Here is a 25,770-nt window from a genome sequence, read left to right on the forward strand (position 1 = left end):
CGTAGCAGGTGGGTTCTGGTCCGACGGGTGCCGTCATGCCGGACCAGGATGTCCTGTGCCCGCCGGAGCGGCGTGGTGCCCGGCCCGCCGCGAGATGGCGGCGCAGTTGGCCGTATGGCCGGGTTTCGGTAACTGTCCGTCGTCGAATGGCAGTTGGGGCACAGGAACCGCAAGTTCTCGATCCGGTTGTCCCGCCAGTTGCCGTCGATGTGGTCGACCTCCAGGGGGGAGCGGGTGCCCTCGCCACACCGCTTCCGTGCCGCACATCGCACACCGCTCTGGCATGCCTGTGGTCGTCATCGCCCACCGGAGCCGATCACTTGGGATGCGCCGAGCCCGGCCGCTCGGCTGCTCGACGAGCAGGGCCTCTGGCGTTCGAGGCCTCCAGACCCTGCCCCGCTGGGTCGGCACCTGGAAGTGTGACGTGTCGATCCCGTGCGCCTTGATCCGGCGGCTGATGTGGGTGTGGTGACCGCCGACCACCTCAAGCCCAAGGCGCCGAAGTACCTCGCACATGTTCGTCGACGCCGAAACCGCCTCCTGGAGGATCTCACGCGTCCACTTCACACCCTCCCGTTCGAAGTGCGAGACATCAACCCCCAGCTTCTTCATCCGCCCCAGCACATACCGCCGCGTCGAACTCCCCGGATCCACCCCCAACCTCCCCAACGCCTCCGACGTGCGCGCCCCCCGAGCCGCCTCCTCCAGCCGCTCCTTGGTGTACGCGCTGGCCCCCATCGAGCCCCCTCCGTCTCCGGCCGCACGTTCGCAGTACGCACAGAGCAACGAACCGCTTATCGGACGGTCACGGCGCGGCTGATATGGTCTGGATCACCAGGCAAGCCTTCCGGGCTCGGGCGACCGAGCACCCCGGGAGGCTTTTTTCATGACCATTCACAGTGCCGTGCATGTGCGACCGGCCACCCCCGACGACCGTCCCACCATCGAACGCCTCTGGCTTCTGTTCCGGCACGACATGTCCGAGTTCGGCGGGCAGTTGCCCAACCCGGACGGGACGTTTCGGAAGGAGTGGCTGGAGGCGGCTTTCGCCGGTGGTGGCGGCTGGGTGCCGTATCTCTTCAGCAGGGGGGAGCAGCCCGTCGGGTTCGCCTTTGTGCGGGCGGTCGGTGGCCCTGTCCGTGTGCTCAACAGCTTCTTCGTCGTGCGGGGAGCGCGACGGGCCGGAGTCGGGTTGTGGGCCGTGCGGGAGGTGGTGCGGCGGCACCCCGGGGATTGGGAGGTCGCTTTTCAGGACGGCAATCCGGGCGCCGTACGTTTTTGGCGGCGGGTCGCCGAGGAGCTTGCCCCGGGGTGCTGGACCGAGGAGCGCAGGGCGGTGCCGGACCGGCCCGACCTGGCCCCTGACGTCTGGCTCTCGTTCAGATACCCAAGTCCTTGATGATCTTCGCCACGTGCCCCGTCGCCCGCACGTTGTACAGGGCGCGCTCGACCTTGCCCTCCTCGTCCACGACGATCGTGGAGCGGATGACGCCCATGTAGGTCTTGCCGTAGTTCTTCTTCTCGCCGTAGGCCCCGTAGGCCTCGGTGACGGACTTCTCCGGGTCCGCGAGCAGGGTGATCTTCAGGGACTCCTTGTCGCGGAACTTGGCGAGCTTCTCCGGCTTGTCTGGGGAGACGCCGATGACGTCGTAGCCGGCGCCGGCCAGGAGCTCCAGGTTGTCCGTGAAGTCGCAGGCCTGCTTGGTGCAGCCGGGGGTCAGGGCGGCCGGGTAGAAGTAGACGATGACCTTGCGGCCCTTGTGGTCCGACAGGGACACCTCGTTGCCGTCGGCGTCGGGCAAAGTGAAGGCGGGGGCCACGTCCCCCGGCTGGAGTCGCTCGCTCATCGAACCAGCGTAACCGGGGAGCCTGACGGTGCGGTTCGGCGTGGAGCTGACAGACTGTCCGGAAACAGCATCAGCTTCACTTCGGAGGCCGTACGGTGGCGGACACGTCGGACACCAGAACCCCGGCGCAGATCGAGGCGGACATCAGGGCCCGCCGCGCAGCGCTGGCCGAGACGCTCGACGAGATCGGGGTGCGGGTGCACCCGAAGACGATCGTCGGCGACGCCAAGGCCAAGGTCGTGTCGAACATCGACCACACGCTCGGACGGGCCTACGTCGGGGTCAACCGGGCCGTGAGCGATGTCAAGGGAAAGTTCATCCACGAGGACGGGGCGCCCCGCCTGGAGCGGATCGTGCCCGTCGCGCTCGTCGCCGTCGGCCTCGTGGGGCTGCTGGCGCTCGGCACCCGGCGCCGCAGGGGCTGAGGGCTGTGTCCGAGTGACGGCGGACCCGGCGGCGTACGGACGCGGCGAAGGCAGGTAAGTTCGAGGCGTGAGCGCCAACAGAAACGAGCACAGCACCCACCACGACAAGCTGCCCATTCGGATGCTGCACGACCGTGTACTCGTGCGGCAGGACACCAGCGAGGGCGAGCGGCGTTCCGGTGGCGGCATCCTGATCCCCGCCACGGCGGCGGTCGGCCGTCGGCTGGCCTGGGCCGAGGTCGTCGCGGTGGGGCAGAACGTACGGACGGTGGAGCCCGGCGACCGGGTCCTGTTCGACCCCGAGGACCGTGCCGAGGTCGAGGTGCGCGGGGTCGCGTACGTGCTCATGCGCGAGCGCGATCTGCATGCCGTGGCCGCAGACAGGTTCGAGGGGTCGGAGGACTCGACCGGCCTCTACCTCTGAACGACGGTTCGAAAGGGCTGGTGAGCCTTGTCACCAGCCCTTTTCGTTGTTCTTTGCTACCTTTGCAAGGAACCCGACGAGACGCGCCGTACCGGGTGAAGGCAAAGACGACGCACCGCCAGGTTTCCGTCTTTGCGAAAGGTGCTCGTCATGGCCTGGGTTCTGCTCGTCGTCGCCGGTCTGCTGGAAGTCGGCTGGTCGATCGGGATGAAGTACACGGACGGCTTCACCCGGCTCGTCCCCAGCCTGTTCACCGGCGTCGGCATCGTCGCCAGCATGCTGCTGCTGTCGTACGCCGCGAAGTCCCTGCCCATCGGTACCGCCTACGGCGTCTGGGTGGGCATCGGCGCGGCCGGCGCGGCGGTGGTCGGTATGGCGGTGCTGGGGGAGCCGGTCACCGCCGCGCGGATCTTCTTCGTCTGTCTGCTGCTGGTCGCCGTGGTGGGGCTGAAGGCGACCAGCGGTCACTGATGCGGTCGGCCGGCGGTCACTGATCCTCCCCGCCCCCGGTTCCCGAGGACCCTCCTCCGCCGCTGTCCGTGCCGCCGGAGGAGGTGTCTCCGCCCGTGCTGCCGCCGGTGTCCATCCCGCCGATGATCTCGCCGGTCGTGCCGCCGCCGGAGGTCGTGCCGCCGTCGTCGCTGCCGCCGGTCGTCGTGTCGCCCGTGGTGCCGCCGTCGGTGGTGGTCCCTGCGTCGGTGGTGCCGCCGGTGGTCGTGTCGCCGGTGGTGCCGCCGTCCGTCTGGCCCGGGGTCTCGCCGCCGGTCTGGCCCTCGCTGTCCTGGCCGCCGGTGGTCGTGTCCCCGGTGGTGCCGCCGTTGTCCTGGCCGCCGGTTTCGGGGTCGCCCTTGGTCGGGTCGGTCGTCGGGTACTGGGGCACCTCCGCTCCCTCCTGGAGTTCCAGGTCGAAGTCGGTGACCGGCTTGCCCTTCAGGGCCTCCTCGGTGAACTGGGCCCAGATCGCGGTGGGCGGGCCGCTGCCGTTCATGCGCTCCGCGCCCAGCGCGCCGTACAGGGGCTTCTGTTCGGCCGTGTCGGGGTCCTGGCCCATGACGGCGACGACGGTGGCGAGCTCGGGGGTGTATCCGGCGAACCAGGCGGCCTTGTCGTTCTCCGCCGTGCCCGTCTTGCCGGCCGCCGGACGGCCCGCGGCCTGGGCGGGGGTGCCGGTGCCGTTCTCGACGACGCTCTGCAGGACCGAGGTGGTGGTGTCGGCGGCCTCGCGGCTGATGACCTGGGTGGTCTTGCGCTTCGGCAGTTCGATGACGTCGGCGCCGTCCTTGGTGACCCGCTCGATCATGGTGTACGTGCCGTGCCTGCCGTGGTTGGCGAGGGTCGCGTAGGCCTCCGCCATGTCCAGGACGCTGGCGGTGGCGGTGCCGAGTGCGACGGACGGGACGCCCTGGAGTTCGGGGGTGTCGGTGGGCAGGCCGAGCTCGATCGCGGTGTCCTTCACCTTTTCCGGGCCCACGTCCACGGCCATCTGCGCGTACACCGAGTTGACGGACTTGTCGGTGGCCGTGCGGACGCTGATGTCGCCGTAGGAGACCTGGTCCTCGTTCTCGGGGGCGTAACTGCCGCCCGACCAGCCCTGGACGGGGCGCTTGTTGGTGCCGTCGTAGATCGTGTTCGGGGTGATCGGGCGGCCGTCCTGCGTGGTGGAGTCGTTCTCCACGGCAGAGGTGAACACGAACGGCTTGAAGGTGGAGCCGACCTGGTAGTCGCGGCGGGTGGCGTTCGGGGTGTACTGCTTCACGTAGTCGATGCCGTTGTACATCGCGACGACCTTGCCGGTCTTCGGGTCGACGGAGGCGCCGCCCGCGCGGACGTAGGTGTCGACCTTGTTGTTCTTCTTGTCCAGCTTGGAGATCAGCTGGTCGTTGACGGCGTCGACGAAGGCGTCCTGCTTGTCCTTCTGCAGCGTGGTGGTGATGCGGTAGCCGCCGGCCTCCAGGTCCTCCTCGGTGGCGATCTTGTTCTGGATCAGGTAGTCCTTCACGATCCGCACGATGTACCCGCGCTGCCCGGACAGGTTGGTGGAGACCGTGGCCTCCTTGGGCATCGGGAACTTCATGCCCGCCCGTTCCTTCTCGGGCAGCCAGCCCTTGGTCACCATGCCGTCCAGGACGTAGTTCCAGCGGGCCACGGCCGCGGCCTTGTTCTCCGGGTGGGCGACGACGTCGTACTCGCTGGGCGCGTTGACCAGCGCGGCCAGATAGGCGGCGCGGGCCGGGTCGAGGTCCGCCGCGTCGATGCCGTAGTAGGCCTGGGCGGCGGCCTGGATGCCGTAGGCGTTGCGGCCGAAGAAGCTGGTGTTGAGGTAGCCCTCGAGGATCTCGTCCTTGCTCTTCTCGCGGTCCAGCTTGATCGAGATGAAGAACTCCTTCACCTTGCGGGTGACGGTCTGTTCCTGGCGCAGGTAGTAGTTCTTCACGTACTGCTGGGTGATCGTGGAGCCGGACTGCTTGCCCTTGCCGGTGGCCGTGTTCCAGGCGGCACGGAGCATCGCCTTGGGGTCGATCGCGGACTCGGTGTAGAAGTCGCGGTCCTCGGCGGCGAGGATCGCGTGCCGGCCGTCCTTGGAGATCTGCCCGAGGGTGACGTTCTCCCGGTTGACCTGGCCGTCGCGGGCGATCACGGAGCCGTCGGCGTACAGATAGACGTTGGCCTGCTTGGTGGCGAGGGCGTTGGCCGGCGGGATCTTGACCATGGAGTAGCCGAGGAAGAACAACCCGAACAGCAGCAGCGCGCCGATGACGAACGTGCCGAGCACCGTCCGCCAGGTCGGGATGATCCGCCGCCAGCCGGTCCGTTTCGACCGCCCTGATCGCTGGGCCGGCTGCTGTGGCGGCTGCTGCTCGTCGCTCATGTCGTGCACAGACTCCTGTTATACGTCTTTACGGACGTACGTTCCCGTACGCCTCGTACGCCTACTGCGCCCCCATTGAAGACTCTCGCACCGGTCGTTCCGTTCCCGGAAACCGGCGGGCGTCCGCGGAAAGTGAGCGGACTCTCTCGCCGGCGTCCCCGGAGATCCCGTCCCGGAAATCCGCTGGCAGCTCTCCTCGTGCGCGCACTAGGCTCCTGCGCTTCGGTGTCGGGCGCGGGCGAGGAGGGCCGTGGATGTGGGATCGGGGCGGTTGTACTTAGCCGTCGCGGTGGGCGGGTTCAGACGATACGCGACATATCGGGCGGCTACGGCGGCCGGTGTGTTCACCAACACCGTCTTCGGCGTGATCCTCGTCTACACGTATCTGGCGCTGTGGGACGAGAAGCCGCACCTCGGGGGCTACGACCAGGCGCAGGCGGTCACTTATGTGTGGCTGGGGCAGTGCCTCTACGCCACCTTGGCCATCCAGGGCGGCGGCGCGGAAAAAGACCTGATGGAGCGTATCCGCACCGGGGAGATCGCCGTCGACCTGTACCGGCCGGCCGACCTCCAACTGTGGTGGCTGGCGGGCGACATGGGGCGGGCGCTGTTCCAGATGCTGGGGCGGGGCGTGATCCCGTTCGCGTTCGGCGCGCTGTTCTTCCCGATGGCCCTGCCGACGGAGTTCACCGCCTGGGCGGCCTGTCTGGTCGCGCTCCTGCTGGCGATGCTCGTCAGCTTCGCGATCCGCTATCTGGCGGCGCTGAGCGTGTTCTGGCTGCTGGACGGCATGGGCGTCAACCAGGTCATGATGATCACCGGAATCTTCTTCTCGGGCATGGTGCTGCCCCTGAACGCCTTCCCCGGCGTCTTCGGCGACATCGTGCGGGTACTGCCCTGGGCGGCGCAGATCCAGATGCCGGCGGACGTGCTGATGGGGGAGACCGATCCGCTCGCGGCGTTCGCCTTCCAGGCGGCGTGGGCGGTGGTGCTGCTGGCGGCGGGGCGGCTGCTGCAGTCGGCGGCGACCCGGCGGGTGGTGGTGCAGGGTGGCTGAGCGGAACGCTCTGCTCGACGGGCTGCGGGCCTACCGGCTGATCGCCGGGATGTGGGTGCGGTCCAGCATGACCTACCGCACCTCCTTCGTGGTCACGGTGTTCGGCAACCTGCTGGTGACCGGCCTGGACTTCGTGGCGATCCTGCTGATGTTCTCGCAGGTCGACTCGCTGGGCGGCTGGTCGCTGGCCGAAGTCGCCTTCCTGTACGGGCTGTCGGTGACGGCGTTCGGGATCGCCGACCTGGTGCTCGGCTCGATGGACGTCCTGGGCGCCCGGATGCGCGACGGCTCGTTCGACACGCTGCTCGTGCGTCCCGCACCGGTGCTCGCCCAGGTCGGCGCGGACCACTTCGCGCTGCGCCGACTGGGCCGGATCACCCAGGGCGCGGTCGTCCTCGGGTACGCGCTGGTCGCGGTGGACGTCGACTGGAGCGCGCCGAAGGTGGTGCTGGTGCCGGTGATGGTGGTCAGCGGTGCGGCGATCTTCTCGGCGGTGTTCGTGGCGGGCGCGGCCTTCCAGATCTTCGCGCAGGACGCCGCCGAGGTGCAGAACGCGTTCACGTACGGCGGGACCACGCTGCTGCAGTATCCGCCGACCGTGTTCGGCAAGGACCTGGTGCGCGGGGTGACCTTCATGCTGCCGCTCGCCTTCGTCAACTGGGTGCCCGCCGCCTATGTGTTGGGGCGGCCGTACCCGATCGGCCTGCCCGAGTGGACGGCCTTCGCCTCGCCGCTGGTGGCGGCGGTGTGCTGTGCGCTGGCCGGTCTGGCGTGGCGGACCGGGCTGCGCTCGTATCGGAGTACGGGGAGTTAGGGGCAGCTCATGCAGGACGACGCGTTCATCGAACTCGACGGTGTCGAGAAGGTCTTCGACGTGCGTAAGAAGACGGGGTTTCTGAAGCGGGAGCGGCGGCAGGTGCGGGCCGTCGACTCGATCTCCTTCACCGTCGCGCGCGGTGAGATGGTCGGCTACATCGGCCCGAACGGCGCCGGCAAGTCGACCACGATCAAGATGCTCACGGGGATTCTGACGCCGAGCGCGGGCCGGCTCCGCGTGGCCGGCATCGACCCCTCCCGCGAGCGCAAACGGCTCGCGCACCGTATCGGGGTGGTGTTCGGGCAGCGTACGACGCTGTGGTGGGACCTGCCGCTGATCGACTCGTACAAGCTGATGCACCGCATGTACCGCATTCCGGACGGGCGTTACCGCGAGAACCTGGAGCGCCTGGTGGAACTCCTGGACCTGGGCCCGCTGTTGGACGTCCCGGTGCGTCAGCTCTCCCTCGGCCAGCGGATGCGCGGGGACATCGCGGCGGCGCTGCTGCACGATCCCGAGGTGCTCTACCTGGACGAGCCGACGATCGGGCTCGACGTCATCTCCAAGGCGAAGGTGCGGGAGTTCCTGCGGGAGGTGAACGCCGAGCGCGGCACGACGGTGCTGCTGACCACGCACGACCTGCAGGACGTCGAGCAGTTGTGCTCACGGGTGATGGTCATCGACCACGGGCGGCTGATGTACGACGGTCCGCTCGCCGGGCTGCACGAGGTGGGGGAGAGCGAGCGCACCCTCGTGGTCGACCTGGAGCGCGAGCTGCCGCCGATCGAGGCGGCGCCGGCGCGGGTGGTGAAGGTGGAGGGGCCGCGGCAGTGGCTGGCGTTTCCGGCGGGCGAGTCGGCGGCGGTGCTGGTGGCGCGGATCGCGGCGGAGTATCCGCTGGTGGACCTGTCGGTGCGGGAGCCGGACATCGAGGCGGTGATCGCGAAGATGTACGGGGAACAGGCGGAGAAGGCTCAGCGGGCGGTCTCGTAGAGACTCGTGGAGAACGCTCTCGTAGCCCCCGGGCAGGGTTGCTCGTAGGCTGCTGTACATGACCGACGATGCCCCGGAGCTGCGTGCCTCCGACGCCGATCGTGAACGAGTCGCCGAGGTCCTGCGGGACGCCCTCGCGGAGGGGCGTCTCGACATGGAGGAGTTCGAGGAACGCCTGGACGCGACGTACAAGGCTCGGACGTACGGTGAGCTGGCGCCGATCACCCGGGACCTGCCGGTCGGGACGGTGGCCGTGCCGAAGGCCGACATGATGAAGAAGCCCGGTTCCCTGGAGGGGAGTTGGGGTGATCGGATCGTCGGCGGCGAGGGGTCGTCGACGTGGGGTGTCGCCGTGATGGCGGGGTTCCAGCGCAAGGGGCGGTGGACGGCGCCGAGGCGGTTCAACTGCTTCGCCTTCTGGGGCGGCGGGGAGATCGATCTGCGGGAGGCGAACTTCGCGGACCGGGAGATCGAGATCAACTGCGTCGCGATCATGGGCGGGGTGCAGGTGATCGTGCCGCCCGGGGTCGAGGTGGTGGTGCGGGGGATCGGGATCATGGGGGGCTTCGATCACCGTGAGGACGGGGTGCCGGGGGATCCCGGGGCGCCTCGGGTGATCGTGACCGGGTTCGCCTTCTGGGGTGGGGTCGGGGTCGAGCGGAAGATGACGCGGGCGCAGCGGCAGGAGCTTCGCGAGGAGCGGCGGCGGGAGAAGCTGGAGCGGAAGGCTGGGCGGCGGGAGCTTGACTGAGGTGCCGTTGGCTGTGTGCTGCCCGGCGTTGCGGCCGGGCGGTGGGTCGCGCAGCCCGGCGCTGCGGGGTGCCGCCAGGTCAGGCCGCCGCCCGTGCCTCTACAGCTCCGCCGGAGCCGCCCCCTTCAGGTCCTCCAGGTCGAAGGCTTCCGCCATCCGCTCGTAGCCCTTGTCGCTCGGGTGGAGGTGGTCGCCCGAGTCGTAGTCGGGGCGGAACTTTCGGGGGTTGTACGGGTCGCGGACGGCCGCGTCGAAGTCGGCGACCGCGTCGAAGACCTTGCCCGCGCGGATCTCGGCGTTGATCTGCTGGCGTACGCCCTCGCGGGCGTCGGTGTAGCCGCGGTGGCCCTGGAACGGCATCAGGGTCGCGCCGATGACCTTCAGGCCGCGGGCGTGGGCCTGGCGGACCAGGGTGCGCAGGCCGTCGAGGATGCGGTCGGGGTCGGCCAGGTTCGGGTTGCGCAGGATGTCGTTGACGCCGAGGTCGATGACGACGACCTTGACGTTCGTACGGGAGAGGACGTCGCGGTGGAAGCGGCCGACGCCCGCCTGGTTGTCCGCGGGGCGCCCGGAGCCGCTGGCGAGGATCTGGTTGCCGCTGATCCCCTGGTTGACGACGCTGTAGCGCGGCACGTCCGCGCCGGTCGCGACCGCCTCGCGCAGCCGGCGTGACAGGAAGTCCGTCCAGCGGCGGTTGGCGTTCTCGGTGGACGTGATGCCGTCGGTCAGCGAGTCGCCGAAGACCACGACGGTGCCGTCGGACTCGTTGCTGAGCACGTCCAGCGCGGTCAGGTACCGCCAGGACTCGACCTGCCCGGTGTACGCCACGCCGGTCGCGTCCTCGGTGAGGTCGCCCTCGGCCACGTAGCTGATCTGGCGGGAGTGGGGGTGGTAGGTCACCGGGCCGGACGGCGTGGGGGAGTAGGTGGTGACCAGGACGTCGGCGTCCGCCTGGATCGCCAGGCGCACGGCGTCGCTCAGTACCTGTTGCCCCGGCGGGATGACGACCGTGGTGTTGCTGCCGAAGGTCAGCCGCCGCATGGTGTCCGCGACGGCGGCCGCGGTGCCGGTTCCGGCGGCCACGGCGATCGACGCGTGCGTGATCGTCAGCGGCGACTGGCCGTACAGGTTGGACAGCGTGATGCGGGCACTCGTACCGCCGACGCTCGTGTGCACGACGTTGCGCACCGAGCGGCCCGCCAGGCCCTCGACCTCGGTGCCGGGCTCGGCGCCGACGGGGGAGGCGGACCAGGCGCCGACCCAGATGCCGGTGGAGGCGGGGGCGGCGGGGCCGCGCTGGGTGCCTTCCCTGGTGGGGGCGCTCTGCGCGGTGGTCGTTCCACCGTCGGAGGCGACTCCGACGTATATGGCGACCGAAACCGCCACGATCAGGGCGATAATCCCAGAAAGCAGGGCATAACCGTTTCGCCTGGTCATGCGGTGCGTGTCTCCTCGGGCGGATGGGAGCCCGAGGCTCCGTTGTGATCACCTCATGATGCGTCATAAGGCAGAGGGGAGTTGCACAGACCCCCCGTTGGGCCGCCGAAGTTCATCCGGAGTTCGGAGTTCGGAGTTCACCATCGACCTCCCCCACCGGACAGACGCCGGGAACTCCTGATTCGTTCCAGGAGTCGGTCAGGTAGGGACAATGTGAGCGGGGGATCCTGGACGGGTGGAGCGGATGGAACGTACGAATCCGGATGAAACGGGTGCGAGCGTCGTAGAGCAGCATGCCCGGCCCGATGCCGCCGATAACCGGCGCGTCCCCGCGTCGGCCGTACGTGCGATGACGACGTTCAGCGCCGCCGACGAGGAGAAGCAGCGTGGCGTACGGCGGATGAAGATCACCGCGACCGGGCTGCTGCTGTTCGTGGCGCTGGTGTACGTCCTCGCCAAGGTGGCGTCGAACCAGGGCGCCGGCGAATGGGCGAACTATGTCGCCGCGGCGGCCGAGGCCGGCATGGTCGGCGCGCTCGCCGACTGGTTCGCGGTCACGGCTCTGTTCCGCCATCCGCTGGGCATCCCCATCCCGCACACCGCGATCATCCCGAACAAGAAGGACCAGCTGGGGGTGTCGCTGGGCGAGTTCGTCGGCGAGAACTTCCTCTCCGAGGACGTCGTACGGCAGCGGCTGCGCTCCGTCGGCATCGGCAGCCGGCTCGGCGCCTGGCTGGCGGAACCGGAGCACGCCGACCGGGTGACCGCCGAACTGGCGACGGCGCTCAGGGGCGCCCTGACGGTGCTGCGCGACTCCGACGTCCAGGCCGTGGTCGGCGAGGCGATCACCCGGCGGGCCGACGCCCGCGAGATCGCGCCCGGCATAGGCAAGATGCTGGAGGGGATCGTCGCCGACGGCGGCCACAAGCGGGCCGTCGACCTGATCGTGACCAAGGCGCACGACTGGCTGATCCTGCACGACGACGAGATCATGGGCGCGGTTCAGGGCGGCGCGCCCGGCTGGACGCCGAAGTTCGTGGACCGCAAGGTCGGCGAGCGCGTCTACAAGGAACTGGTCCGTTTCTGCGCCGAGATGCGCGACATGCCCTCCCACCCGGCCCGCGGCGCCCTCGACCGGTTCCTCATCGACTTCGCCTCCGACCTGCAGTCCGACACCGACACACGCGCGCGCGTGGAGCGGCTGAAGGGCGAGGTGCTGGCCCGGGGCGAGGTGCAGGACCTGATCGCGTCCGCCTGGACCGCCGTCCGCGCCATGATCGTGTCGGCGGCCGAGGACGAGCGCAGCGAGCTGCGGCTGCGCGTGCGGTCCTCCCTGCTGTCCCTGGGCGCCCGCATGGCCGCCGAGACCGCGATGCAGAACAAGGTGGACCGCTGGGTCGAGGACGCGGCGGTGCACGTCGTGACGACGTACCGCAAGGAGATCACCCTGCTGATCACCGACACGGTGGCGAGCTGGGACCCCTCGCACACGACGCGGAAGATCGAGGCGCACATCGGGCGTGACCTGCAGTTCATCCGGATCAACGGCACCGTGGTGGGTTCGCTGGCCGGGCTGCTGATCTACACCGTGTCGCGGGCGCTGGGGGCATAGAGAGCGCAGGGGGCATAGGAGGAGGGCCGGTCCCGGCGCCCTCGTGGCGGGAGCCGGGACCGGAGATCATGCCCCTTTCGCGCGTCCCCTACTGCGACTCGCGCCGGGCCCGGTCGCGGCCGCGCAGCAGGAGCAGGCCGCCCGCGAGGGCGGTGACACCGGTGGCGGCGGTCCAGCCGAGGATCTCGTTTGAGCCGGTGGCGGCGAGGTCACCGCCGGCGGGGGAGGAAGCGGCGGACGCGGAGGGAGCGGCCGTGCTCCCGGTCTGCGGCCGGGCATCCGACCCCGAGCCAGACCCCGACCCCGAACCGGCCCCCGTGGACGCCGACCCAGACGCCGCCGGACTGGGCGAGCCGCCCGTGCCCGTCCCCGCGGCCTTGTCCCGCGTGAACGCCAGCGTGCCGAAGCCCAGCTGGTCGTAGCCGCCGCTGTTCGGGCCGTAGTCCCCGCCGCCGCCCTCCGGTGCGGACTTCGCGGCGATCTGCGTGAGGTACGACGCCGACAGGCCCCGGCGTTTGGTGTAGTGGTTGGCGATCATCGCCCAGATCGGGCGGGTCATCGCCGGGTCCACGGGCGCGGCCTCGGTCACGGTCTCCGAGCCCGACCAGCCGTTGATCGCGCCCTTCTTACGGGTGTTGGCGGTGAACGGCACGTCCCCGCCCATGGCCCACTTGGCGACGTACTGGGCGCCCTTGAGGAAGCGGTTGTCGTCGTAGCCGTAGAGGTCGATGCCCTGGTTCCAGGCCATCTCGCAGAACGTGCCCATCAGGCCGACGCCGAGCAGGGCGTGCCCCTGGTCGCGGCCGGCCTCCAGCCACTCGGCGAGCCCGTCCTCGTGCACGACGGGGATGGCGTTCCTGATGGAGCCCAGCCCCTCGCCGTGCTTGAAGTACTCCACGGCACGCGCGACCTGGGCCCTGTCGTCGCAGAAGATGCCGGCCGCCAGAACGCAGCACATGGCGGCGAGGTCCCAGTTGGTCCAGTAGTTGGAGACGACCGCACCGTTGTGCCGGACCAGGAAGTCGTCGCCGGCCGCCGCGAAGACCTTGGTCAGCATCTCCTGGAACCGGCCGAGCTCGAAGTCGGGGTGGTCGCGGACGAGCTCGGCGGCGTTGGCGATCTGGTAGCCCTGCAGGCCGGCGGCCAGGAAGCGGTCGGCGTTGCCGCCGATCGTGGTCAGCTCGGCCGACCAGGCGTTGAGGATCGCCACGGCGGTGTCGAGATGCGCACCCTCACCGCTGACGTGTCCGCGCAGGGCGTTCTGGTAGGCGGCGTGCACGTCTCGGAAGAGGATCCCGTAGTTCTGGCCGTCTCCTCCCCGGATGACGGTCGTCTGCGGGTTGGCCGTCCAACTGCTCTGCGCGTGCCGGTTGGCGGTCAGCTTGGCGAACCCGGTCGTGTAGGGAGCGGCGCCCGCCTTCACCTTCGCGGCCATACGGTCCAGGTCGGCGCCGGTGTGCAGAAGGCCGGGGTGCGCGTAGGCGCCGGCCGCCACGGCAGGGGCGGCGGGCAACACGGCCGTACCGATTCCGACGGCTCCGGCTGCCGCGCCCGCGGCCTTGAGCATGCTCCGGCGGCTGATCTGTCGTGTCACGTCGTCAATTCCTCGCGTGCCTGCGGCTGGGGACGGTGAGGAGACGGGGGGACACTGCGGGGGATAACAAAAAGTCCGCGTGCCGATCAGCCGATCAGGAGCCGTGCCCATGACCATCCGCAGGATCGTCCCCAACATCCAGATCGAGTCGGCGGAGGGGATGGGTACGAGCAAGGACTTCTACGGTCTGCTCGGCTTCGAGGAGGCGATGGACATGGGCTGGGTGGTGACCATGGCGTCCCCGGCCAACCCCACCGCCCAGATCAGCTTCTTCACGGAGGAACGCACCGCCCCCGTCGTCCCCGACCTCAGCGTGGAGGTCGAGGACGTCGACGCCGTGTACGCGCGGGTGGTGGCGTCGGGCGCGGAGGTCGTACGGGAGCTTCGGGACGAGGAGTGGGGCGTACGGCGTTTCTTCGTACGGGATCCGAACGGGCGGGTGGTGAATGTCCTGACCCACCGCCCGGCGTAGCTCACCCCCGCCGGTCAGCCACCGCCCAGGACGCCAGGGCGACCGCCCCCGCCACCCCGAACACGGCGGGCCAGGCGCCCACCTTCTTGGCCAGCGGATGAGACCCGGCGAAGGCGGCGACATACGCGGCGGTCAGCGCCCCCGCCGCCGTACCGCCCGCCTGCTGCCGCCACCGCTGCGCGGCCGCGGCCCCAGCGACGGCCAGTACGGCACCGCCGAGCGGCCGCTTCTTCGTCCAGCGGGCCACGCTGTACCCGCCGACGAGGCCGCCTGCCGCGACCGCGGCGCTGGGGATCCTGGCCATGTCTGCCTCCAACCACTTCTGCCGAGCCTTGGAACACCGAGGCTAACCGGCCCGCCCGGCGTCACACGACGTCGGCCAACCGGTCCACCTGGTCCGGATCGAGGCCGTAGCAGTAGAGCATGACCTCGTCGGCGCCCAGGTCGGCGAACCCGGTGAGCGCGGCGCGGATCTCGGCGGGGGTGGTCAGCAGGCCGGCCACCATGCGGTCGGGCATGCCGGTGAAGGCGTAGTACGCGTGCATGCGGGCCCGGGCGTCGTCGAGCACGTGCCGCGGGCCGAGCGCGACGTTCACCTGGGCCACCAGACGGGGCTCGCCGTCGCGGCCGTACTCCTTCCAGAAGCCGCGGACGGTGTCGAACAGGCCGCCCGCCCAGGAGGGCGCCGCCGCCGCGAGGAAGCCGTCACCCCAGCGGGCGACGCGCTCGAGGGCGGCGGGTTTGAAGCCGCCGAAGAGGATCTCGGGACCGCCGAGACGGGCGGGCACGGGGCCGATGGGACCGACGCCGACGCCGACGCCGACGCCGACGCCGACGCCGACGCCGATGCCGTCGCCGTCGTCATCGCCGTCGTCGAAGGGCTCGCCGTGCCACAGGCGGCACATCGTCGCCATCTGCCCGTCCAGGCGGCGGCCCCGGGTACGCGGGTCGGTGCCCGTGGCACGGTGGTCGTCGTCCCGGCCGCCGATGCCCAGGCCGAGGGTGAGGCGGCCGCCGGTCATCCGGTCCAGGGTGGCGGCCTGCTTGGCCAGCAGGGCGGTGTCGCGCAGCGGGGCGAGCAGCACCTCGGTCTGGACGCGGATGCGGGTGGTGGCGCCCGCGAGGACGGACAGGGCGACCAGCGGCTCGGGGTTGTCGTACACGAGCCGGTCGAGCAGCCCGAGCGTGCTGAAGGGACCGGCGTCGGCGCGTCGGGCCCAGGTGAGCAGGGCGGCCGGGTCGCCGATGGGCAGACCGAGGCCCACGTTCGTACCGACGTTCATGGAGGGAACCTCCGAAATGAGGGGTCGACAAGGACAGTTGCCGCCCCTCCCGCACCTCGGTGAGGTGGGACGCTCCCGCTCTGCGGCGTGTTTCCGGGGGAACGTCTCTTCGAAGTCGGCTCACTGTAGGGCGAGCCGACTTCGCGGGACAAACCATTTCCTGCTGCGGCTGACGGGTCTTGGGGTTGGGGTGCTCAAGGGGTTCGTCAGTTGCGGGAAGCGATGATCAGCAGCAGGACCACGATGGCCAGAGCGATCAGGCATCCGGTGCCGCCGCCCGAGGAGCCCTTGCGGAACTCGACCATCCCGCCGGGGGCGATGCGCGGATGGCGTCGGGCGTAGTGGTTCTCGATCGACTGCTCGCCCTGGGACTCGCTCGCCCAGGCGGTGCGGTGCCCGCACTCGCCGCAGCGGAATCGGTAGCTGTCGGCCATGTCGGTGTCTCCTTCTGTGGTCAGTGGGTGTTGCGGTCAGTGGGTGTTGCGGTCAGTGGGTGTTGCGGTCAGTGGGTGTTGTGCTCAGTGAAGGGCAGGGTGGTACGCCGGTCGTCGAACCCGGCGCCGTACGTCAGCCCTCGTCCCGCTCAGCAGCCACCAGCCGCTCCGCGAGGGCATGGAGGACATCGAGGTTCGGGATCCCGGACGAGACGGTTCCCCACACCTGCCAGCGGTCGGCGGAGCGGACGGCGACCGAGCCGTTGAGGATCTCGATCCGCTGGACCCGCGCCCACCGCAGGGACGTCCCCCGGGAGCCGATCTCGGCCCGGTTGATCCACACCGGGCCGAAGTCGAGCCGCGCCCCCTGCGCCAGCGCGGCCAGGGCCCGGGGCACCTGGGCGTCGGTGACGGCCCGGCGGATCTCGGGCGCCCACACCTCCGCCCGGCCGAAGTCGCCGCAGCGCAGCACGATCCGCTCACCGTCGACGTCGACGAGCTCGAGGGCGCGGACGATGCCCGGCGGGGACAGCACCCGGCGACGGCGCACCACCGTCGCGTCGTAGCGGACGACACGGATCTGCCCGGCGCCGGCGGCCGTGAGCCCGTGTTCGTACAGGTCCAGCCGTGCCCGGCCCGCGCCCGCCCCCGGTCCTCCGCCGGTCCGCAGCAGGTGACGTACGCCCGCCACGGCCGCCCGCCACACCCCGGGTTCGGCGACAGGCGCCCGATACATGGCGCGCCGCCTGCCCAGCCGCGCCCGGCCCGCGGCTTCGGAGACCCTCGCCAGCAGCAGCTCGTCGGCGCGGTGGCTGTCGGTGGAGCGGTCGTCGCCGCGGTGGCTGTCGGCGCGGTGGCTGTCCGTGTGGTGTTCGTCGGCGCGGCGGTCCCGGCGACTCCCGTCGCTCCCGTCGCTCACGCCGCACCCGCCCGACCGCGGTCGCCACCCGCATCGTCCCCGCGAAGGACCGACCACCGTGCCCGCCGCAGCAGTTCACCCGGAGCCACGCCCAGGTCGTCGTCGAGCCGTCTGGCGGTGCGCTCGAACACGGCCAGTGCCTCGGCCCGTCGGCCACAGCGGTGCAGCGCGTGCATCAGCAGTGCGGCGACCGGTTCGTTCAGAGGTTGCTCCAAGGCGAGGACGGACAGGTCCGTGGCCGCCTCGGCGACCCGGCCGAGCCGCAGCTGCCACTGCGCCTTCCGCTGTGCCAGGGCGACCCGCCGCTCGACCAGCCGCAGCCGCTCCAACTCGGCCAACGGACCGGGCAGTCCGGCCAGCGGCTCACCACGGAACAGCTCCAGCGCCCGCGCGCACAGCCGTACCGCCTCGCCCGGATCCCCGGCCCGCTCGGCGGCACCGGCCGCGGTCACGAGTTCCTCCATGTACGTGACGTCGACCTCGACCAGGCCGGGCATCAGCCGATAGCCGTACCGGTCACGCCCGATCACCGAGTCCGGGCACTCCCCGAGCGGCAGGCCCTTGCGGAGCCGGTAGACATAGACCGGTACGACGTTCGCGCCGGGTGACTCCATCCCCCATACGCCGTCCAGCAGTTCCTGCCGGCTGACCGACCGTTCCTGGCTCAGCGCCAGCGCCGCAAGCACGGCCTGCTGCCGGACCGGTCCGACGTCCACGGGCCGCCCGTCGAACCGGGCCCGCAACGGGCCGAGCAGGGAGACCCGGAGCCGTGCGCCGGGCGAGGGGCCGGTCCGTCCGCGGGGGGTGGTCCCCGAGGTCGCGGCCTGCCTGCGCGGCCCCTGTCCCGGCATGACCAGACCGCAGTCGAAGGCGTGCACGATGGCGGCCGCGCGGTCCGGCAGCCCCAACTTCAGCAGGATGCACCCCAATTGCACGGCCACATCGCGCTCGGGCAGCGCGAGGGCCTCGGCGATCTCGGCGTCCTCCAGGCCGCAGCCGAGCGCGGCGAGCACCTCGCGCTCCTGAGGGGTGAGGGCGGTGGCGCCCGTGAGTCCCTGGCTGCCCTGGCTGCCTTGGTGGCCTTGGCGTCCCTGGCGTCCTTGGCGTCCCTGTGGTCCAAGGGGTGCGGTCGTCGTCGGCATGGTGGTTCCCCGTTCTCCGGACCGGTCGGCGTGAGTCGTCCCGGTCGATCACCTCGATGGCTTCGAAGCTGGCCGACGTGGAGGAAACGTGGACAGGGCATTGAACCGGTCATATGTGACCGGTGACCCGGCTAAAGTCCCTCACCTGCGGAAAGACCACAACTGAAGGGGAAGGGCCGTGACTTGTGGCCAGTGAGTTCGGCACGGTCCTGCGGCGGCTGCGCGTCCGGCAGGGGATGACCCAGGACGAGCTGGAGCGGCGTTCCGACGTCAGCGTGAGCACCATCCGCGGCCTGGAGACCGGCAAGCGGTCCAACCCGCGCATGACGACCGTCCAGTCGCTGGCCGACGCGCTCGGTCTGGGGCCGGAGGACCGCGAGGAGTTAATGCGCGCCGCTGTTCCCGGCCCGCGGGAACCGGCCCGGGAACAGTCGGCTCTGGAACATCCGGCTCCGGAACATCCGGCTCCGGAACATCCGGCTCCGGAACAGCCGCCCGCGGAGCAGCAGCCAACCCCTAATCAGCCGCCCCCGGAGCAACCGCCCCCGAAGCAACCGGCCCCGAAGCAACCGGCCCCCGAAAAGCCGCCGTCCCCCGCCCATGACGCCCTCGCCGACGCGACCGAACAACTCGCGAAGGAGGTGGCTGCCCGCTGGCAGCGCGAGGAGGAACAACGGCAGATCCAGGACCCGTACCCCCTGCCCGTCCGCTGGAAGGTGGCGGACGACGGACTCATCGACCACTGGACCAACATCCGCCGCCTCCCACCGGGAGCCGCGAACGACCCCCTGGACCTGAGCGGGCGGCTGGAGCACATCGCGGAGAAGTACCGGGACATCCCCTCCCGACGGCTGGTGGTGCTGGGCCGGTCGGGCTCCGGCAAGACCATCCTGACCCTGCGCTTCGTCCTCGACCACGTGAAGACGCGCACCCCCGACGAGCCCGTCCCGGTGATCTTCAGCATCGGCGCCTGGGACCCCACCGCCATCACCCTGCGCGACTGGCTGACCGAACAGCTGGTGCGCGACCACCCCGGTACGGCCGCCCGGGCTCCCGGCAGCGCGAACCTGGCCTCCGCACTGGTCGACTCCGGCGGCGTCCTCCCGGTACTGGACGGCTTCGACGAGATCGCCGACCGCCTGCGCCGCCCCGCGCTGGAGGCCCTCAACGCCACCACCCTGCCCCTGGTCCTCACCAGCCGCCCCGGCGAATACGCCGCCGCGGTCAAGGAGACCGACGTACTGACCGCGGCGGCCGCGCTCGAACTCACCGACCTCACCCTCGACGACCTGGCCGCCTACCTGCCCCGCACCACCCGCAAGCCCGCCCGCGCGAACCCCGCCCAGGGTGCGTGGGACCCCGTACTGGACGAACTGACCGAACGGACTCAGCGGGCCGAACGGATCGAACGGACCGAACGGACCGAACGGACCGAAGGGAGCGAAGGGAGCGACCCGGGGGAGCAGCCGGCGGACGGGCCCACGTCCCCGCTCGCCACGGTCCTCACCACCCCCCTGATGGTGTCGCTCGCCCGCACCATCTACAGCGACACCCCCGACCGTGACCCGGCCGACCTCCTCGACACCCAACGCTTCGGTACCCCCGAGGAGTTGGAGGACCACCTCCTCGACAACTTCATCCCCACCGTCTACCACCACCACCGCCACCGCCCCCGCCCCCCCAAAGGCCCCCGCGACTGCGACCCCGACCGCGCCCGCCACTGGCTCGGCTACCTCGCCGATCACCTGACCCGGCAGAAGACACCCGACCTCGCGTGGTGGCGACTCGGCAACGGACCGAGCCGCACGTCCCGCGCGTTCGTCACCGCCCTCGTGACGGGACTCGCCATCGGTCTCATCGACGGCGCCGCGAGTGTCGTCTTCCAAGGCCGGCTCGCCGGCTCCCTTGTGGACGGGCTCCTCGTCGGGCTCCTCGCCGGGCTCATGTTCGGGCTCGTGCACTGGCTGACGTACACGGCCAAGGGCAAGGACGTCACCCCGTCCGCGGTACGCCTGCGGATCCGGGGCAGGCCGGAGGCCACCGCGTGGACGGCCGGCCCCCGCCTGGTGATCGGCACATTCGGCGGGGGGATGTTCGGGTTCGCGTACGGATTCCTGGTCGGCTTGGTCAAGTCGTACGCCTGGACGGACGACACCTCGGCCATGCTGCGCATCGGGTTCGTCGACGGGCTCGTCTACGGCCTGGTCTTCAGCGCCGGCGCCGGCCTGACCTTCTGCCTCCTCGGCCTCCTCGAAACCCCCCTCGACCTCGGCTCCGCCGTCAACCCACGCACCCTCCTGACCACCAACCGCCGCACCGTGACCACCCAACTGCTCGTCTGGGCACCCACCTTCGGGGTCGTGGTAGGCGTCGGCAGCGGACTGGCGGTCGACCTGCTGCAAGGACCGCTGGGCCCCCTCACCTGGCCCTCCGGCGCCAGCCTGCTGCTCGGCGTCATCAGCGGCCTGGGCGGTGCCCTCGGCTACGCCCTCACCCTGACCGCCTGGGGCCAGTGGCTCGTCCTCGCCCGGATCTGGCTGCCGTTGACCGGACGCCTGCCCTGGGCCGTGGTCACGTTCCTGGAGGACGCCTACCAGCGCGGCGTACTGCGCCAGGCCGGCGCGGTCTACCAGTTCCGGCACGCCCGGCTGCAGCACCATCTCGCCCGGCACCACCGCCGCTCCGGCTTTCACGACGATTTCATCGCTCCTCCCTAGCGTCCGAACCACAGCAACACACAAGGAGCAACAGACCAGCGCGTGCCTACGCGTCATCGACGTCTCGACGGACGTCATCGAGTCGTCGAGCCATCGACGCCATCGGCACCATCGGACCCAGGGGGAACACCCATGCCGTACAAGAACCGACTCCTGCGCCGCGCCAAAACCGTCGCCCTCACGGCGGCGATGGCGGCCGCCGCCGCCCTCACACCCACCGTCGCGCAGGCCGACGAAGCCCCACGCCACTACTACATCGAGATCGGCGGCACCGGCTCCGCGCTGCCCGCGCCCCACTGCACCAAGACATACGGCTACGCCAACCAGTACCTGGAGCCGGGCGCCGAGGTCGTCCCGGTCTGCTACCCGGCCAGCGCCGGCCCCTGGCTCAACGGCCAGAACGCGCCGGACCTGACCGCGCCGAGCTACGACAGCAGCGTCGCGCAGGGCTACCGGAACCTCCTGGCCGCCGCCGAGGAGACCCACCGCAAGGACCCGGCCGCACGTCTCACGATCGTCGGCTACTCCCAGGGCGCACAGGCCGCCGACGCCGTACTGGAGACGATCGCGAACGGCGGCACCGACATCCCGCGCGAGCAGGTCGACGGCAAGCTGTACGCCGACCCGAAGCAGCCCGACACCGGCATGTGGGCGAAGGTCCCCCGGGGCCTGGGCGCCCTCGGCTTCACCTCCACCGGGCCCGGCCCGAGGGAGTTCCCGGGCATCCCGGTCGCCCGCTTCTGCATCCGCGGTGACCTCGCCTGCGACGCCACGACGCCCGTGGCCGCCCTCGACTTCTTCCTCACCGACGTCCACCGGCGCTACGCGCTGGACGGAAACGTCATGGCCAAGACCATCGCCCAGGACGGCCTCAACGGCGTCTACTGGTACGACGCCTGACCTCACCGTGATCTGAGAAAGCCCAGGCCGGACAGTGGCCGTACACGTCCACCTCCCGGCCTGGGCTTTCGCCGACCGCGGCCCCTTTCGTCCCTTTCGTCACGCTCCCGGTCGCGCGCAGGCCCGCTCGAGTACTACCGTCCGCATGCCCCCCGGCCCGCTCTCCTCGTGCCTCACCCGCAGCCCGGCGATGCGGAGTTGCTCCAGCACCCAGGCGTGGGAGAGCCGCAGTTTGCGGTAACTGTGCGCGGTGAGGGCCCAGTCGGCGTCGGCACGGTCCCGGGTGTGGATCAGGTCGTGCACGACGACCGTGTAGTCGTTGTAGTCGTCCGGGTACTCCAGGAAGCAGGTCATGATCCGGTTCTCGGTGGCCCGCACCGGGAGGAAGCGGTCGGTGCCGGTGAGCGGGACGGTCAGGTCGCGGTAGCCGAACACGGCCGTCCCGCCGGGCGCGAGCGCGGCGGCGGCATCGGCGAAGAGGGCGGCCACGTCACCACGCGTCGGCAGATGCGTCAGCGTGTCCCCCAGACATACGACGGCTGCCGCCGACCCCGGCCGCACCAGCTCCCGCAGAGCCGTCCGCATATCCGCCCGCACGGGCCGCACGCCGGGCAAGTTGACGGCGTGCCCGGCGAGTTCGTCCAGCAACGGCCGACTCAGGTCGACCGCGAGCACCGAGTCGAAGCCCAGCCCGGCCAGCGCGAGGCTGGCTTGCCCCGGCCCGCACCCCAGATCCACCGCGAGCGCCCCGCCGGCCGGCCCGGCCGCCGACTCCGCGGTCACACCCCACGCCGAGAGGGAGGCACGCTGCACCGCGGCGAGCGCGTCGAGATCGCCGCCGAGCATCCAGGTGTAGTGCTCGGCGAGGAAGCGGTCGTAGTGGTGGACGGCCTGGTCCACGGGCAGCTCGGCACCGGTAGTGGCAGTGGCAGTGGCAGTGGTAGCGGTAACTGTGGCGGCAGCGGCGGCGGCGGTCGTCATGGGGCGGGGCTCCCTTCGGTCCGGAGGACGAGGGAAATCTAGGGCGTGGTACGGAAGTTGAGCGGTCGGCCCGAACTAAATTCGGCGCCCTGGGAAAGATGACGGCCATGGACGACATTGATTCGGCGATCCTCACCCATCTCCAGCGCGATGCACGGCTCACCAACCGCGAACTCGCCCGCAGGACCGGCATCGCACCCTCCACCTGCCTGGAACGGGTCCGCGCCCTGCGCGCCCGCGGTGTGATCACCGGCTACCACGCGGCCGTACAGCCACGCCTGCTGGGCCGCTCGCTCCAGGCGCTGGTCTTCGCCCGCCTGCGCCCGCTCAGCCGGGAGGTGATCTACGACTTCGAGGGCTATCTGACCCAACTCCCGGAGGTCGTCTCGGTCTTCGTGGTCTCCGGCGACGACGACTTCCTCGTCCATGTGGCCGTCCCGGACATCGAGCACCTGCACGCCTTCCTCATGGACCGCTTCAGCGCCCGCCGCGAGGTGGTGAGCTTCCGCAGCTCGGTGATCTACCGGCAGTCGGGGACGCGCGTGCTGACGCCGATGGACGGGGAGGCCGACTGAGCCCCGGTCCCCTCCGGGCGACCGACCGGGCGGGCGACCGGGCGACCGACGGTGCCTCAGACTCCGTCGAGCAGGGACATGAGGCCGTGGTCCAGTTCCGGTCCGAGGTCCTCTCTCCCCGGTTCGACGACGGCGTACGACCGTTGCAGAAACCGCCGGAGAGAGGCCGTACCGAACCGCACCGCGGCCATGCCGTGCGGCGCGTGGAACTCCACGACCGTCCGGGACCGCCCGCACGGCACAACCCGGACGTCCCCGATCCCGGCCGACGACCCGGCGAGCCCCTCCTCCAGCAGCGAGCGGGCGAACGTCCACGTGACCCGCCGCCCGTCGTCCGAGACATGGGCGGGGAAACCGATGCGCACGGCGAAGGGCTCGTCGGCGGCGTAGCGCAGGGTGGGGCGTATCGGCAGCTGCGGGTGGCCCGGGGTGACGAGGCGGGCGCGGACGGGCTGTTCGAGGGCGGTGAGGCGCATCGTGATCTTCCCTGCTTTCTCCGGAGTTCTCAGGCTCTGGACTGATCGGCTCCGGACTGATCGGCTCCGGACTTCGCCGGCGTAGGTGTGGCTGTGCGCCTTCTCGACCGGGCGGCGGCCCCATTGATTACGCCGAACCGGAGCCCGCTCCCTGTGATCTAACTCACCCGAACCATTTAGTTGAGATTTTAGTCATCTACGCTGACAAACTCGCTCGGCCCCACCAGCCCCGCAGGCAACTGGAGCGTTCCTGCCATGTCCGACGGTTTCCCCAAGGTGCCCGCCCAGGCGTCACCTCCCGCGTCTGCGACCGCGTCCACCACCGCCTCGTACGCCCGCATCTACGAGGAACAGCAGCCGCGCCTGGTCGCCTACGCGCGCTCGCTCACCCGCAACAACACCTGGGCCGCCGAGGACCTGGTCGCCGAGGCGCATTTCCGGGTCTGGCGGCGGCTGTCGGAGGGGCACGAGATCGAGAACGTCCCGGCGTACCTGATGACCACGGTGCGGCATCTGGCGGCGTCGGCCGTGGGCGAGGCGCGCGAGACCCCGCACGACCCGAGCTCCGCCGAGCGGACGGACATCGCCGTACACGCGGCGGACTCGGCGGACCCGGCCGAACAGGTCTCCTCCGTCGACCTGTTGGTGCGCGTGCTGGGCCAACTCCCCGAGCGCTGGGTGCGGGCCCTGTGGCTCGCGGAGGCCGAGGGGCAGCCGCTGGAGACGGTCGGGCAGCGCATCGGCGCCAAGCAGGGCGCGACGGCCGTACTCCTGCACCGGGCCCGCGAGGGCATGCGCCAGGCCTTCCTGCGCAACCAGACCGGCGCCCCCGACGACCCCGCCTGCGAGGTCCACTGGGTGCGCATGCCGGCGTACGTGCGCGGCAGCGCGACGCCCCGCCAGTCGGAACGCCTGCTCGCCCATGTGGACGCCTGCGACGACTGCCGCGGCCGGCTCGCGGTGCTCATGCGCGCCAACGACCGCCTGCCCGCACTGGTCGGCCCGGCTCTGCTGGTCTTCGCCGTCGGCGGCGCGGGCAAGTTCCTGCTGCCCTTCGCCGCCGGGTCCGCCGCCGCTACGACCGCCCTGAGCGGCCAGCTCGGCAGCGCACTGCACACGGCCCGCCAGGCGGTGACCGGCGGGGGCGGCGCGAAGGTGCCGACGGCGATCGCGGCGGGGGCGACGGTCGCCGGCGCGGCCCTCGCGATGATGATCGCGCTGGGCGTGAACGACCCTTCTCCTACGCCGCTTTCACCACGGGTACCGCTCGCGGAGACGCCGGTGGCCGCACGGCCGTCGGAGGGGCCTGTCGCGGCGGCGCAGGCGCCGGAAAGGTCGGGGGGCGTGGCCGCGGTGGAGGCCCGGGCTGAGCAGGACGGGCAGCGCGGGGTGGATGGCGGGGCTGGTGACGCGGGTGATGGAGGCGGCGGGGACGGAGGTGATGGGGGCGGCGGTGCGGCTTTGGCTGTCGATGCCGCGGGTTCGGATACGGCGGTGAGCGGGCCGGTGGCTGCGGGTGGGTCGGCCCCTGAGCCGGTGGCGGATGCGGAAGGGGAGGCGGATGCGGAAACGGATGCGCCTGACGTGAACGAGCCCGCACCACCCGTCGCCGAGCCGGCGCCTGAGCCTCCGGCTGCCGAGCCGCCCTCGCAGGAGGAGCCGGCGCCGGGAGGTGATGAACCGTCACCGTCCGTGCCTGTGCCTGTGCCGGCCGATCCGGTGGGTGAGCAGCCGGGGGAGCCGGCGCCGGAGAATCCTGGGTACGAGGAGCCTGGGCAGGAGGAGCCGGGTCAGGTGGAGCCCGGGGCTGAGGCCCCCTCAACTCCCATAGGCCCGGGGCCGGTTGAGGAGACGCCGGGGACGACCCAGCCCGCACCGGAGCCGGTACCCGCACCTGTCCCCGAGCCCACACCCGCCCCCGACCCCGCACCGGCCCCGCAGCCGGCGCCGGGAGACCCGGGGAACGACTGCGGCAACTGACCCCAGAGGCCGGGCGGAAAATTCACCCGCCCGGCCCTGCCCCCACCGCGTGTCCCTGTTGGACA

25 protein-coding genes, 1 pseudogene and 1 riboswitch are annotated in these 25,770 nt (G+C 70.9%); of the genes and pseudogenes, 14 read left to right on the forward strand and 12 right to left on the reverse strand.

The genetic code is table 11. The features are described from left to right. Positions 1 to 125: 125 nt before the first annotated feature. A pseudogene (locus IF78_RS45640) lies at positions 126 to 738 on the reverse strand (HNH endonuclease signature motif containing protein); the annotation flags it as partial. A gap of 148 nt (positions 739 to 886) precedes the next feature. Here IF78_RS45640 and IF78_RS0102765 point away from each other — a divergent pair. Beyond that, positions 887 to 1,399: a GNAT family N-acetyltransferase gene (locus IF78_RS0102765; protein ID WP_031478370.1), complete on the forward strand. Its 513-nt coding sequence runs from the start codon at positions 887 to 889 to the stop codon at positions 1,397 to 1,399. Here IF78_RS0102765 and bcp read toward each other — a convergent pair. Then, the gene (bcp, locus tag IF78_RS0102770) at positions 1,380 to 1,847 is read right to left on the reverse strand and encodes a thioredoxin-dependent thiol peroxidase (protein WP_031478372.1); all 468 of its coding nucleotides are present in this window, start codon (positions 1,845 to 1,847) and stop codon (positions 1,380 to 1,382) included. The genes IF78_RS0102765 and bcp overlap by 20 nt on opposite strands. Positions 1,848 to 1,942: 95 nt before the next feature. Between bcp and IF78_RS0102775 the strand changes: the two genes are divergently transcribed. The 3 genes from IF78_RS0102775 to IF78_RS0102785 all read left to right on the forward strand — a co-directional run bounded on the left by IF78_RS0102775 (position 1,943) and on the right by IF78_RS0102785 (position 3,167). Then, positions 1,943 to 2,272, forward strand: coding sequence for a DUF3618 domain-containing protein (locus IF78_RS0102775; protein ID WP_031478374.1), 330 nt, complete (start codon positions 1,943 to 1,945; stop codon positions 2,270 to 2,272). A 67-nt stretch (positions 2,273 to 2,339) separates the two neighbouring features. Next, a complete protein-coding gene (locus IF78_RS0102780) occupies positions 2,340 to 2,696 on the forward strand; it encodes a GroES family chaperonin (protein ID WP_031478376.1) in 357 nt (118 codons plus the stop codon). Positions 2,697 to 2,750: 54 nt separating this feature from the next. Next, positions 2,751 to 2,813: riboswitch (guanidine-III (ykkC-III) riboswitch) on the forward strand. Between the two features lie 33 nt (positions 2,814 to 2,846). Then, positions 2,847 to 3,167, forward strand: coding sequence for a DMT family transporter (locus IF78_RS0102785; protein ID WP_031478377.1), 321 nt, complete (start codon positions 2,847 to 2,849; stop codon positions 3,165 to 3,167). Between the two features lie 16 nt (positions 3,168 to 3,183). Here IF78_RS0102785 and IF78_RS0102790 read toward each other — a convergent pair whose 3' ends face one another. Continuing rightward, positions 3,184 to 5,565 carry a transglycosylase domain-containing protein gene (locus tag IF78_RS0102790; RefSeq protein ID WP_031478379.1) on the reverse strand — a complete coding sequence of 794 codons (2,382 nt, stop codon included), beginning with the start codon at positions 5,563 to 5,565 and terminating at the stop codon, positions 3,184 to 3,186. A 256-nt stretch (positions 5,566 to 5,821) separates the two neighbouring features. Here IF78_RS0102790 and IF78_RS0102795 point away from each other — a divergent pair, with 256 nt between their 5' ends. From IF78_RS0102795 to IF78_RS0102810, 4 genes are read left to right on the forward strand one after another with little or no spacing between them, the layout of a single operon-like run. Next, positions 5,822 to 6,622, forward strand: coding sequence for an ABC transporter permease (locus tag IF78_RS0102795; protein WP_037639512.1), 801 nt, complete (start codon positions 5,822 to 5,824; stop codon positions 6,620 to 6,622). Next, positions 6,615 to 7,436 (forward strand): ABC transporter permease, encoded by an 822-nt coding sequence (locus IF78_RS0102800; protein WP_031478382.1) that lies wholly within the window; start codon positions 6,615 to 6,617, stop codon positions 7,434 to 7,436. The genes IF78_RS0102795 and IF78_RS0102800 overlap by 8 nt, the downstream gene beginning before the upstream one ends. Positions 7,437 to 7,445: 9 nt before the next feature. Beyond that, positions 7,446 to 8,432, forward strand: a complete 987-nt coding sequence (locus IF78_RS0102805) for an ABC transporter ATP-binding protein (RefSeq protein ID WP_031478384.1) — start codon at positions 7,446 to 7,448, stop codon at positions 8,430 to 8,432. A 58-nt stretch (positions 8,433 to 8,490) separates the two neighbouring features. Then, positions 8,491 to 9,183, forward strand: a complete 693-nt coding sequence (locus IF78_RS0102810) for a DUF1707 SHOCT-like domain-containing protein (protein ID WP_031478386.1) — start codon at positions 8,491 to 8,493, stop codon at positions 9,181 to 9,183. A 99-nt stretch (positions 9,184 to 9,282) separates the two neighbouring features. On the opposite strand, the gene IF78_RS0102815 is transcribed toward IF78_RS0102810, so the two are convergent. Then, positions 9,283 to 10,620 carry an SGNH/GDSL hydrolase family protein gene (locus tag IF78_RS0102815; RefSeq protein ID WP_031478387.1) on the reverse strand — a complete coding sequence of 446 codons (1,338 nt, stop codon included), beginning with the start codon at positions 10,618 to 10,620 and terminating at the stop codon, positions 9,283 to 9,285. Positions 10,621 to 10,864: 244 nt separating this feature from the next. On the opposite strand from IF78_RS0102815, the gene IF78_RS0102820 reads away from it, so the two are divergent. Further along, a complete protein-coding gene (locus tag IF78_RS0102820; protein ID WP_037639515.1) occupies positions 10,865 to 12,232 on the forward strand; it encodes a DUF445 domain-containing protein in 1,368 nt (455 codons plus the stop codon). An 88-nt stretch (positions 12,233 to 12,320) separates the two neighbouring features. Here the strand turns inward: IF78_RS0102820 and IF78_RS0102825 are convergent, their stop codons facing one another. Beyond that, positions 12,321 to 13,799: an alginate lyase family protein gene (locus IF78_RS0102825; protein WP_031478389.1), complete on the reverse strand. Its 1,479-nt coding sequence runs from the start codon at positions 13,797 to 13,799 to the stop codon at positions 12,321 to 12,323. A 136-nt stretch (positions 13,800 to 13,935) separates the two neighbouring features. On the opposite strand from IF78_RS0102825, the gene IF78_RS0102830 reads away from it, so the two are divergent. Beyond that, positions 13,936 to 14,298, forward strand: coding sequence for a VOC family protein (locus tag IF78_RS0102830; RefSeq protein ID WP_031478391.1), 363 nt, complete (start codon positions 13,936 to 13,938; stop codon positions 14,296 to 14,298). A 1-nt stretch (position 14,299) separates the two neighbouring features. Here IF78_RS0102830 and IF78_RS0102835 read toward each other — a convergent pair whose 3' ends face one another. From IF78_RS0102835 to IF78_RS0102855, 5 genes are all read right to left on the reverse strand, one after another. Further along, positions 14,300 to 14,602: a hypothetical protein gene (locus tag IF78_RS0102835; RefSeq protein ID WP_031478392.1), complete on the reverse strand. Its 303-nt coding sequence runs from the start codon at positions 14,600 to 14,602 to the stop codon at positions 14,300 to 14,302. A 61-nt stretch (positions 14,603 to 14,663) separates the two neighbouring features. Continuing rightward, positions 14,664 to 15,581: an LLM class flavin-dependent oxidoreductase gene (locus IF78_RS0102840; RefSeq protein WP_031478394.1), complete on the reverse strand. Its 918-nt coding sequence runs from the start codon at positions 15,579 to 15,581 to the stop codon at positions 14,664 to 14,666. 206 nt (positions 15,582 to 15,787) lie between these two features. Then, on the reverse strand, positions 15,788 to 16,015 hold the full coding sequence (locus IF78_RS0102845) for a hypothetical protein (RefSeq protein ID WP_031478395.1): 228 nt from the start codon (positions 16,013 to 16,015) through the stop codon (positions 15,788 to 15,790). Between the two features lie 133 nt (positions 16,016 to 16,148). After that, a complete protein-coding gene (locus IF78_RS0102850; protein ID WP_234439752.1) occupies positions 16,149 to 16,934 on the reverse strand; it encodes a DUF6585 family protein in 786 nt (261 codons plus the stop codon). Further along, entirely contained in the window at positions 16,931 to 18,076 is a 1,146-nt protein-coding gene (locus IF78_RS0102855) for an AfsR/SARP family transcriptional regulator (RefSeq protein WP_063762142.1), read from the reverse strand. The genes IF78_RS0102850 and IF78_RS0102855 overlap by 4 nt, the downstream gene beginning before the upstream one ends. A 185-nt stretch (positions 18,077 to 18,261) precedes the next feature. Between IF78_RS0102855 and IF78_RS0102860 the strand changes: the two genes are divergently transcribed. Together IF78_RS0102860 and IF78_RS0102865 are read left to right on the forward strand one after the other, a co-directional pair. Continuing rightward, positions 18,262 to 20,793, forward strand: a complete 2,532-nt coding sequence (locus IF78_RS0102860) for a helix-turn-helix domain-containing protein (protein ID WP_037639519.1) — start codon at positions 18,262 to 18,264, stop codon at positions 20,791 to 20,793. A 132-nt stretch (positions 20,794 to 20,925) separates the two neighbouring features. Then, positions 20,926 to 21,693: a PE-PPE domain-containing protein gene (locus IF78_RS0102865; RefSeq protein WP_051827471.1), complete on the forward strand. Its 768-nt coding sequence runs from the start codon at positions 20,926 to 20,928 to the stop codon at positions 21,691 to 21,693. 99 nt (positions 21,694 to 21,792) lie between these two features. Here the strand turns inward: IF78_RS0102865 and IF78_RS0102870 are convergent, their stop codons facing one another. Continuing rightward, a complete protein-coding gene (locus IF78_RS0102870; RefSeq protein WP_078662281.1) occupies positions 21,793 to 22,674 on the reverse strand; it encodes a class I SAM-dependent methyltransferase in 882 nt (293 codons plus the stop codon). A gap of 107 nt (positions 22,675 to 22,781) precedes the next feature. On the opposite strand from IF78_RS0102870, the gene IF78_RS0102875 reads away from it, so the two are divergent. Next, positions 22,782 to 23,249, forward strand: a complete 468-nt coding sequence (locus IF78_RS0102875) for an Lrp/AsnC family transcriptional regulator (protein ID WP_031478403.1) — start codon at positions 22,782 to 22,784, stop codon at positions 23,247 to 23,249. 56 nt (positions 23,250 to 23,305) lie between these two features. Here the strand turns inward: IF78_RS0102875 and IF78_RS0102880 are convergent, their stop codons facing one another. Then, the gene (locus tag IF78_RS0102880; RefSeq protein ID WP_031478405.1) at positions 23,306 to 23,725 is read right to left on the reverse strand and encodes an SsgA family sporulation/cell division regulator; all 420 of its coding nucleotides are present in this window, start codon (positions 23,723 to 23,725) and stop codon (positions 23,306 to 23,308) included. A gap of 255 nt (positions 23,726 to 23,980) precedes the next feature. Between IF78_RS0102880 and IF78_RS0102885 the strand changes: the two genes are divergently transcribed. Then, positions 23,981 to 25,705, forward strand: a complete 1,725-nt coding sequence (locus tag IF78_RS0102885) for a sigma-70 family RNA polymerase sigma factor (RefSeq protein WP_051827472.1) — start codon at positions 23,981 to 23,983, stop codon at positions 25,703 to 25,705. Positions 25,706 to 25,770 lie beyond the last annotated feature (65 nt).

Source organism: Streptomyces bicolor, assembly GCF_000719285.1.
Lineage (GTDB): Bacteria > Actinomycetota > Actinomycetes > Streptomycetales > Streptomycetaceae > Streptomyces > Streptomyces bicolor.

Bases quoted from the DNA above. Each gene is read 5' to 3' on its own strand.
- IF78_RS0102805 (WP_031478384.1), top strand. From the start codon at position 7,446: ATGCAGGACGACGCGTTCATCGAACTCGACGGTGTCGAGAAGGTCTTC.
- IF78_RS0102830 (WP_031478391.1), top strand. From the start codon at position 13,936: ATGACCATCCGCAGGATCGTCCCCAACATCCAGATCGAGTCGGCGGAG.
- IF78_RS0102875 (WP_031478403.1), top strand. From the start codon at position 22,782: ATGGACGACATTGATTCGGCGATCCTCACCCATCTCCAGCGCGATGCA.
- IF78_RS0102845 (WP_031478395.1), bottom strand. From the start codon at position 16,015: ATGGCCGACAGCTACCGATTCCGCTGCGGCGAGTGCGGGCACCGCACC.
- IF78_RS0102855 (WP_063762142.1), bottom strand. From the start codon at position 18,076: ATGCCGACGACGACCGCACCCCTTGGACCACAGGGACGCCAAGGACGC.
- IF78_RS0102785 (WP_031478377.1), top strand. From the start codon at position 2,847: ATGGCCTGGGTTCTGCTCGTCGTCGCCGGTCTGCTGGAAGTCGGCTGG.
- IF78_RS0102885 (WP_051827472.1), top strand. From the start codon at position 23,981: ATGTCCGACGGTTTCCCCAAGGTGCCCGCCCAGGCGTCACCTCCCGCG.
- IF78_RS0102810 (WP_031478386.1), top strand. From the start codon at position 8,491: ATGACCGACGATGCCCCGGAGCTGCGTGCCTCCGACGCCGATCGTGAA.
- IF78_RS0102840 (WP_031478394.1), bottom strand. From the start codon at position 15,581: ATGAACGTCGGTACGAACGTGGGCCTCGGTCTGCCCATCGGCGACCCG.
- IF78_RS0102820 (WP_037639515.1), top strand. From the start codon at position 10,865: ATGGAACGTACGAATCCGGATGAAACGGGTGCGAGCGTCGTAGAGCAG.
- IF78_RS0102765 (WP_031478370.1), top strand. From the start codon at position 887: ATGACCATTCACAGTGCCGTGCATGTGCGACCGGCCACCCCCGACGAC.
- IF78_RS0102815 (WP_031478387.1), bottom strand. From the start codon at position 10,620: ATGACCAGGCGAAACGGTTATGCCCTGCTTTCTGGGATTATCGCCCTG.
- IF78_RS0102870 (WP_078662281.1), bottom strand. From the start codon at position 22,674: ATGACGACCGCCGCCGCCGCTGCCGCCACAGTTACCGCTACCACTGCC.
- IF78_RS0102790 (WP_031478379.1), bottom strand. From the start codon at position 5,565: ATGAGCGACGAGCAGCAGCCGCCACAGCAGCCGGCCCAGCGATCAGGG.
- IF78_RS0102825 (WP_031478389.1), bottom strand. From the start codon at position 13,799: ATGCTCAAGGCCGCGGGCGCGGCAGCCGGAGCCGTCGGAATCGGTACG.
- bcp (WP_031478372.1), bottom strand. From the start codon at position 1,847: ATGAGCGAGCGACTCCAGCCGGGGGACGTGGCCCCCGCCTTCACTTTG.
- IF78_RS0102835 (WP_031478392.1), bottom strand. From the start codon at position 14,602: ATGGCCAGGATCCCCAGCGCCGCGGTCGCGGCAGGCGGCCTCGTCGGC.
- IF78_RS0102865 (WP_051827471.1), top strand. From the start codon at position 20,926: ATGCCGTACAAGAACCGACTCCTGCGCCGCGCCAAAACCGTCGCCCTC.
- IF78_RS0102880 (WP_031478405.1), bottom strand. From the start codon at position 23,725: ATGCGCCTCACCGCCCTCGAACAGCCCGTCCGCGCCCGCCTCGTCACC.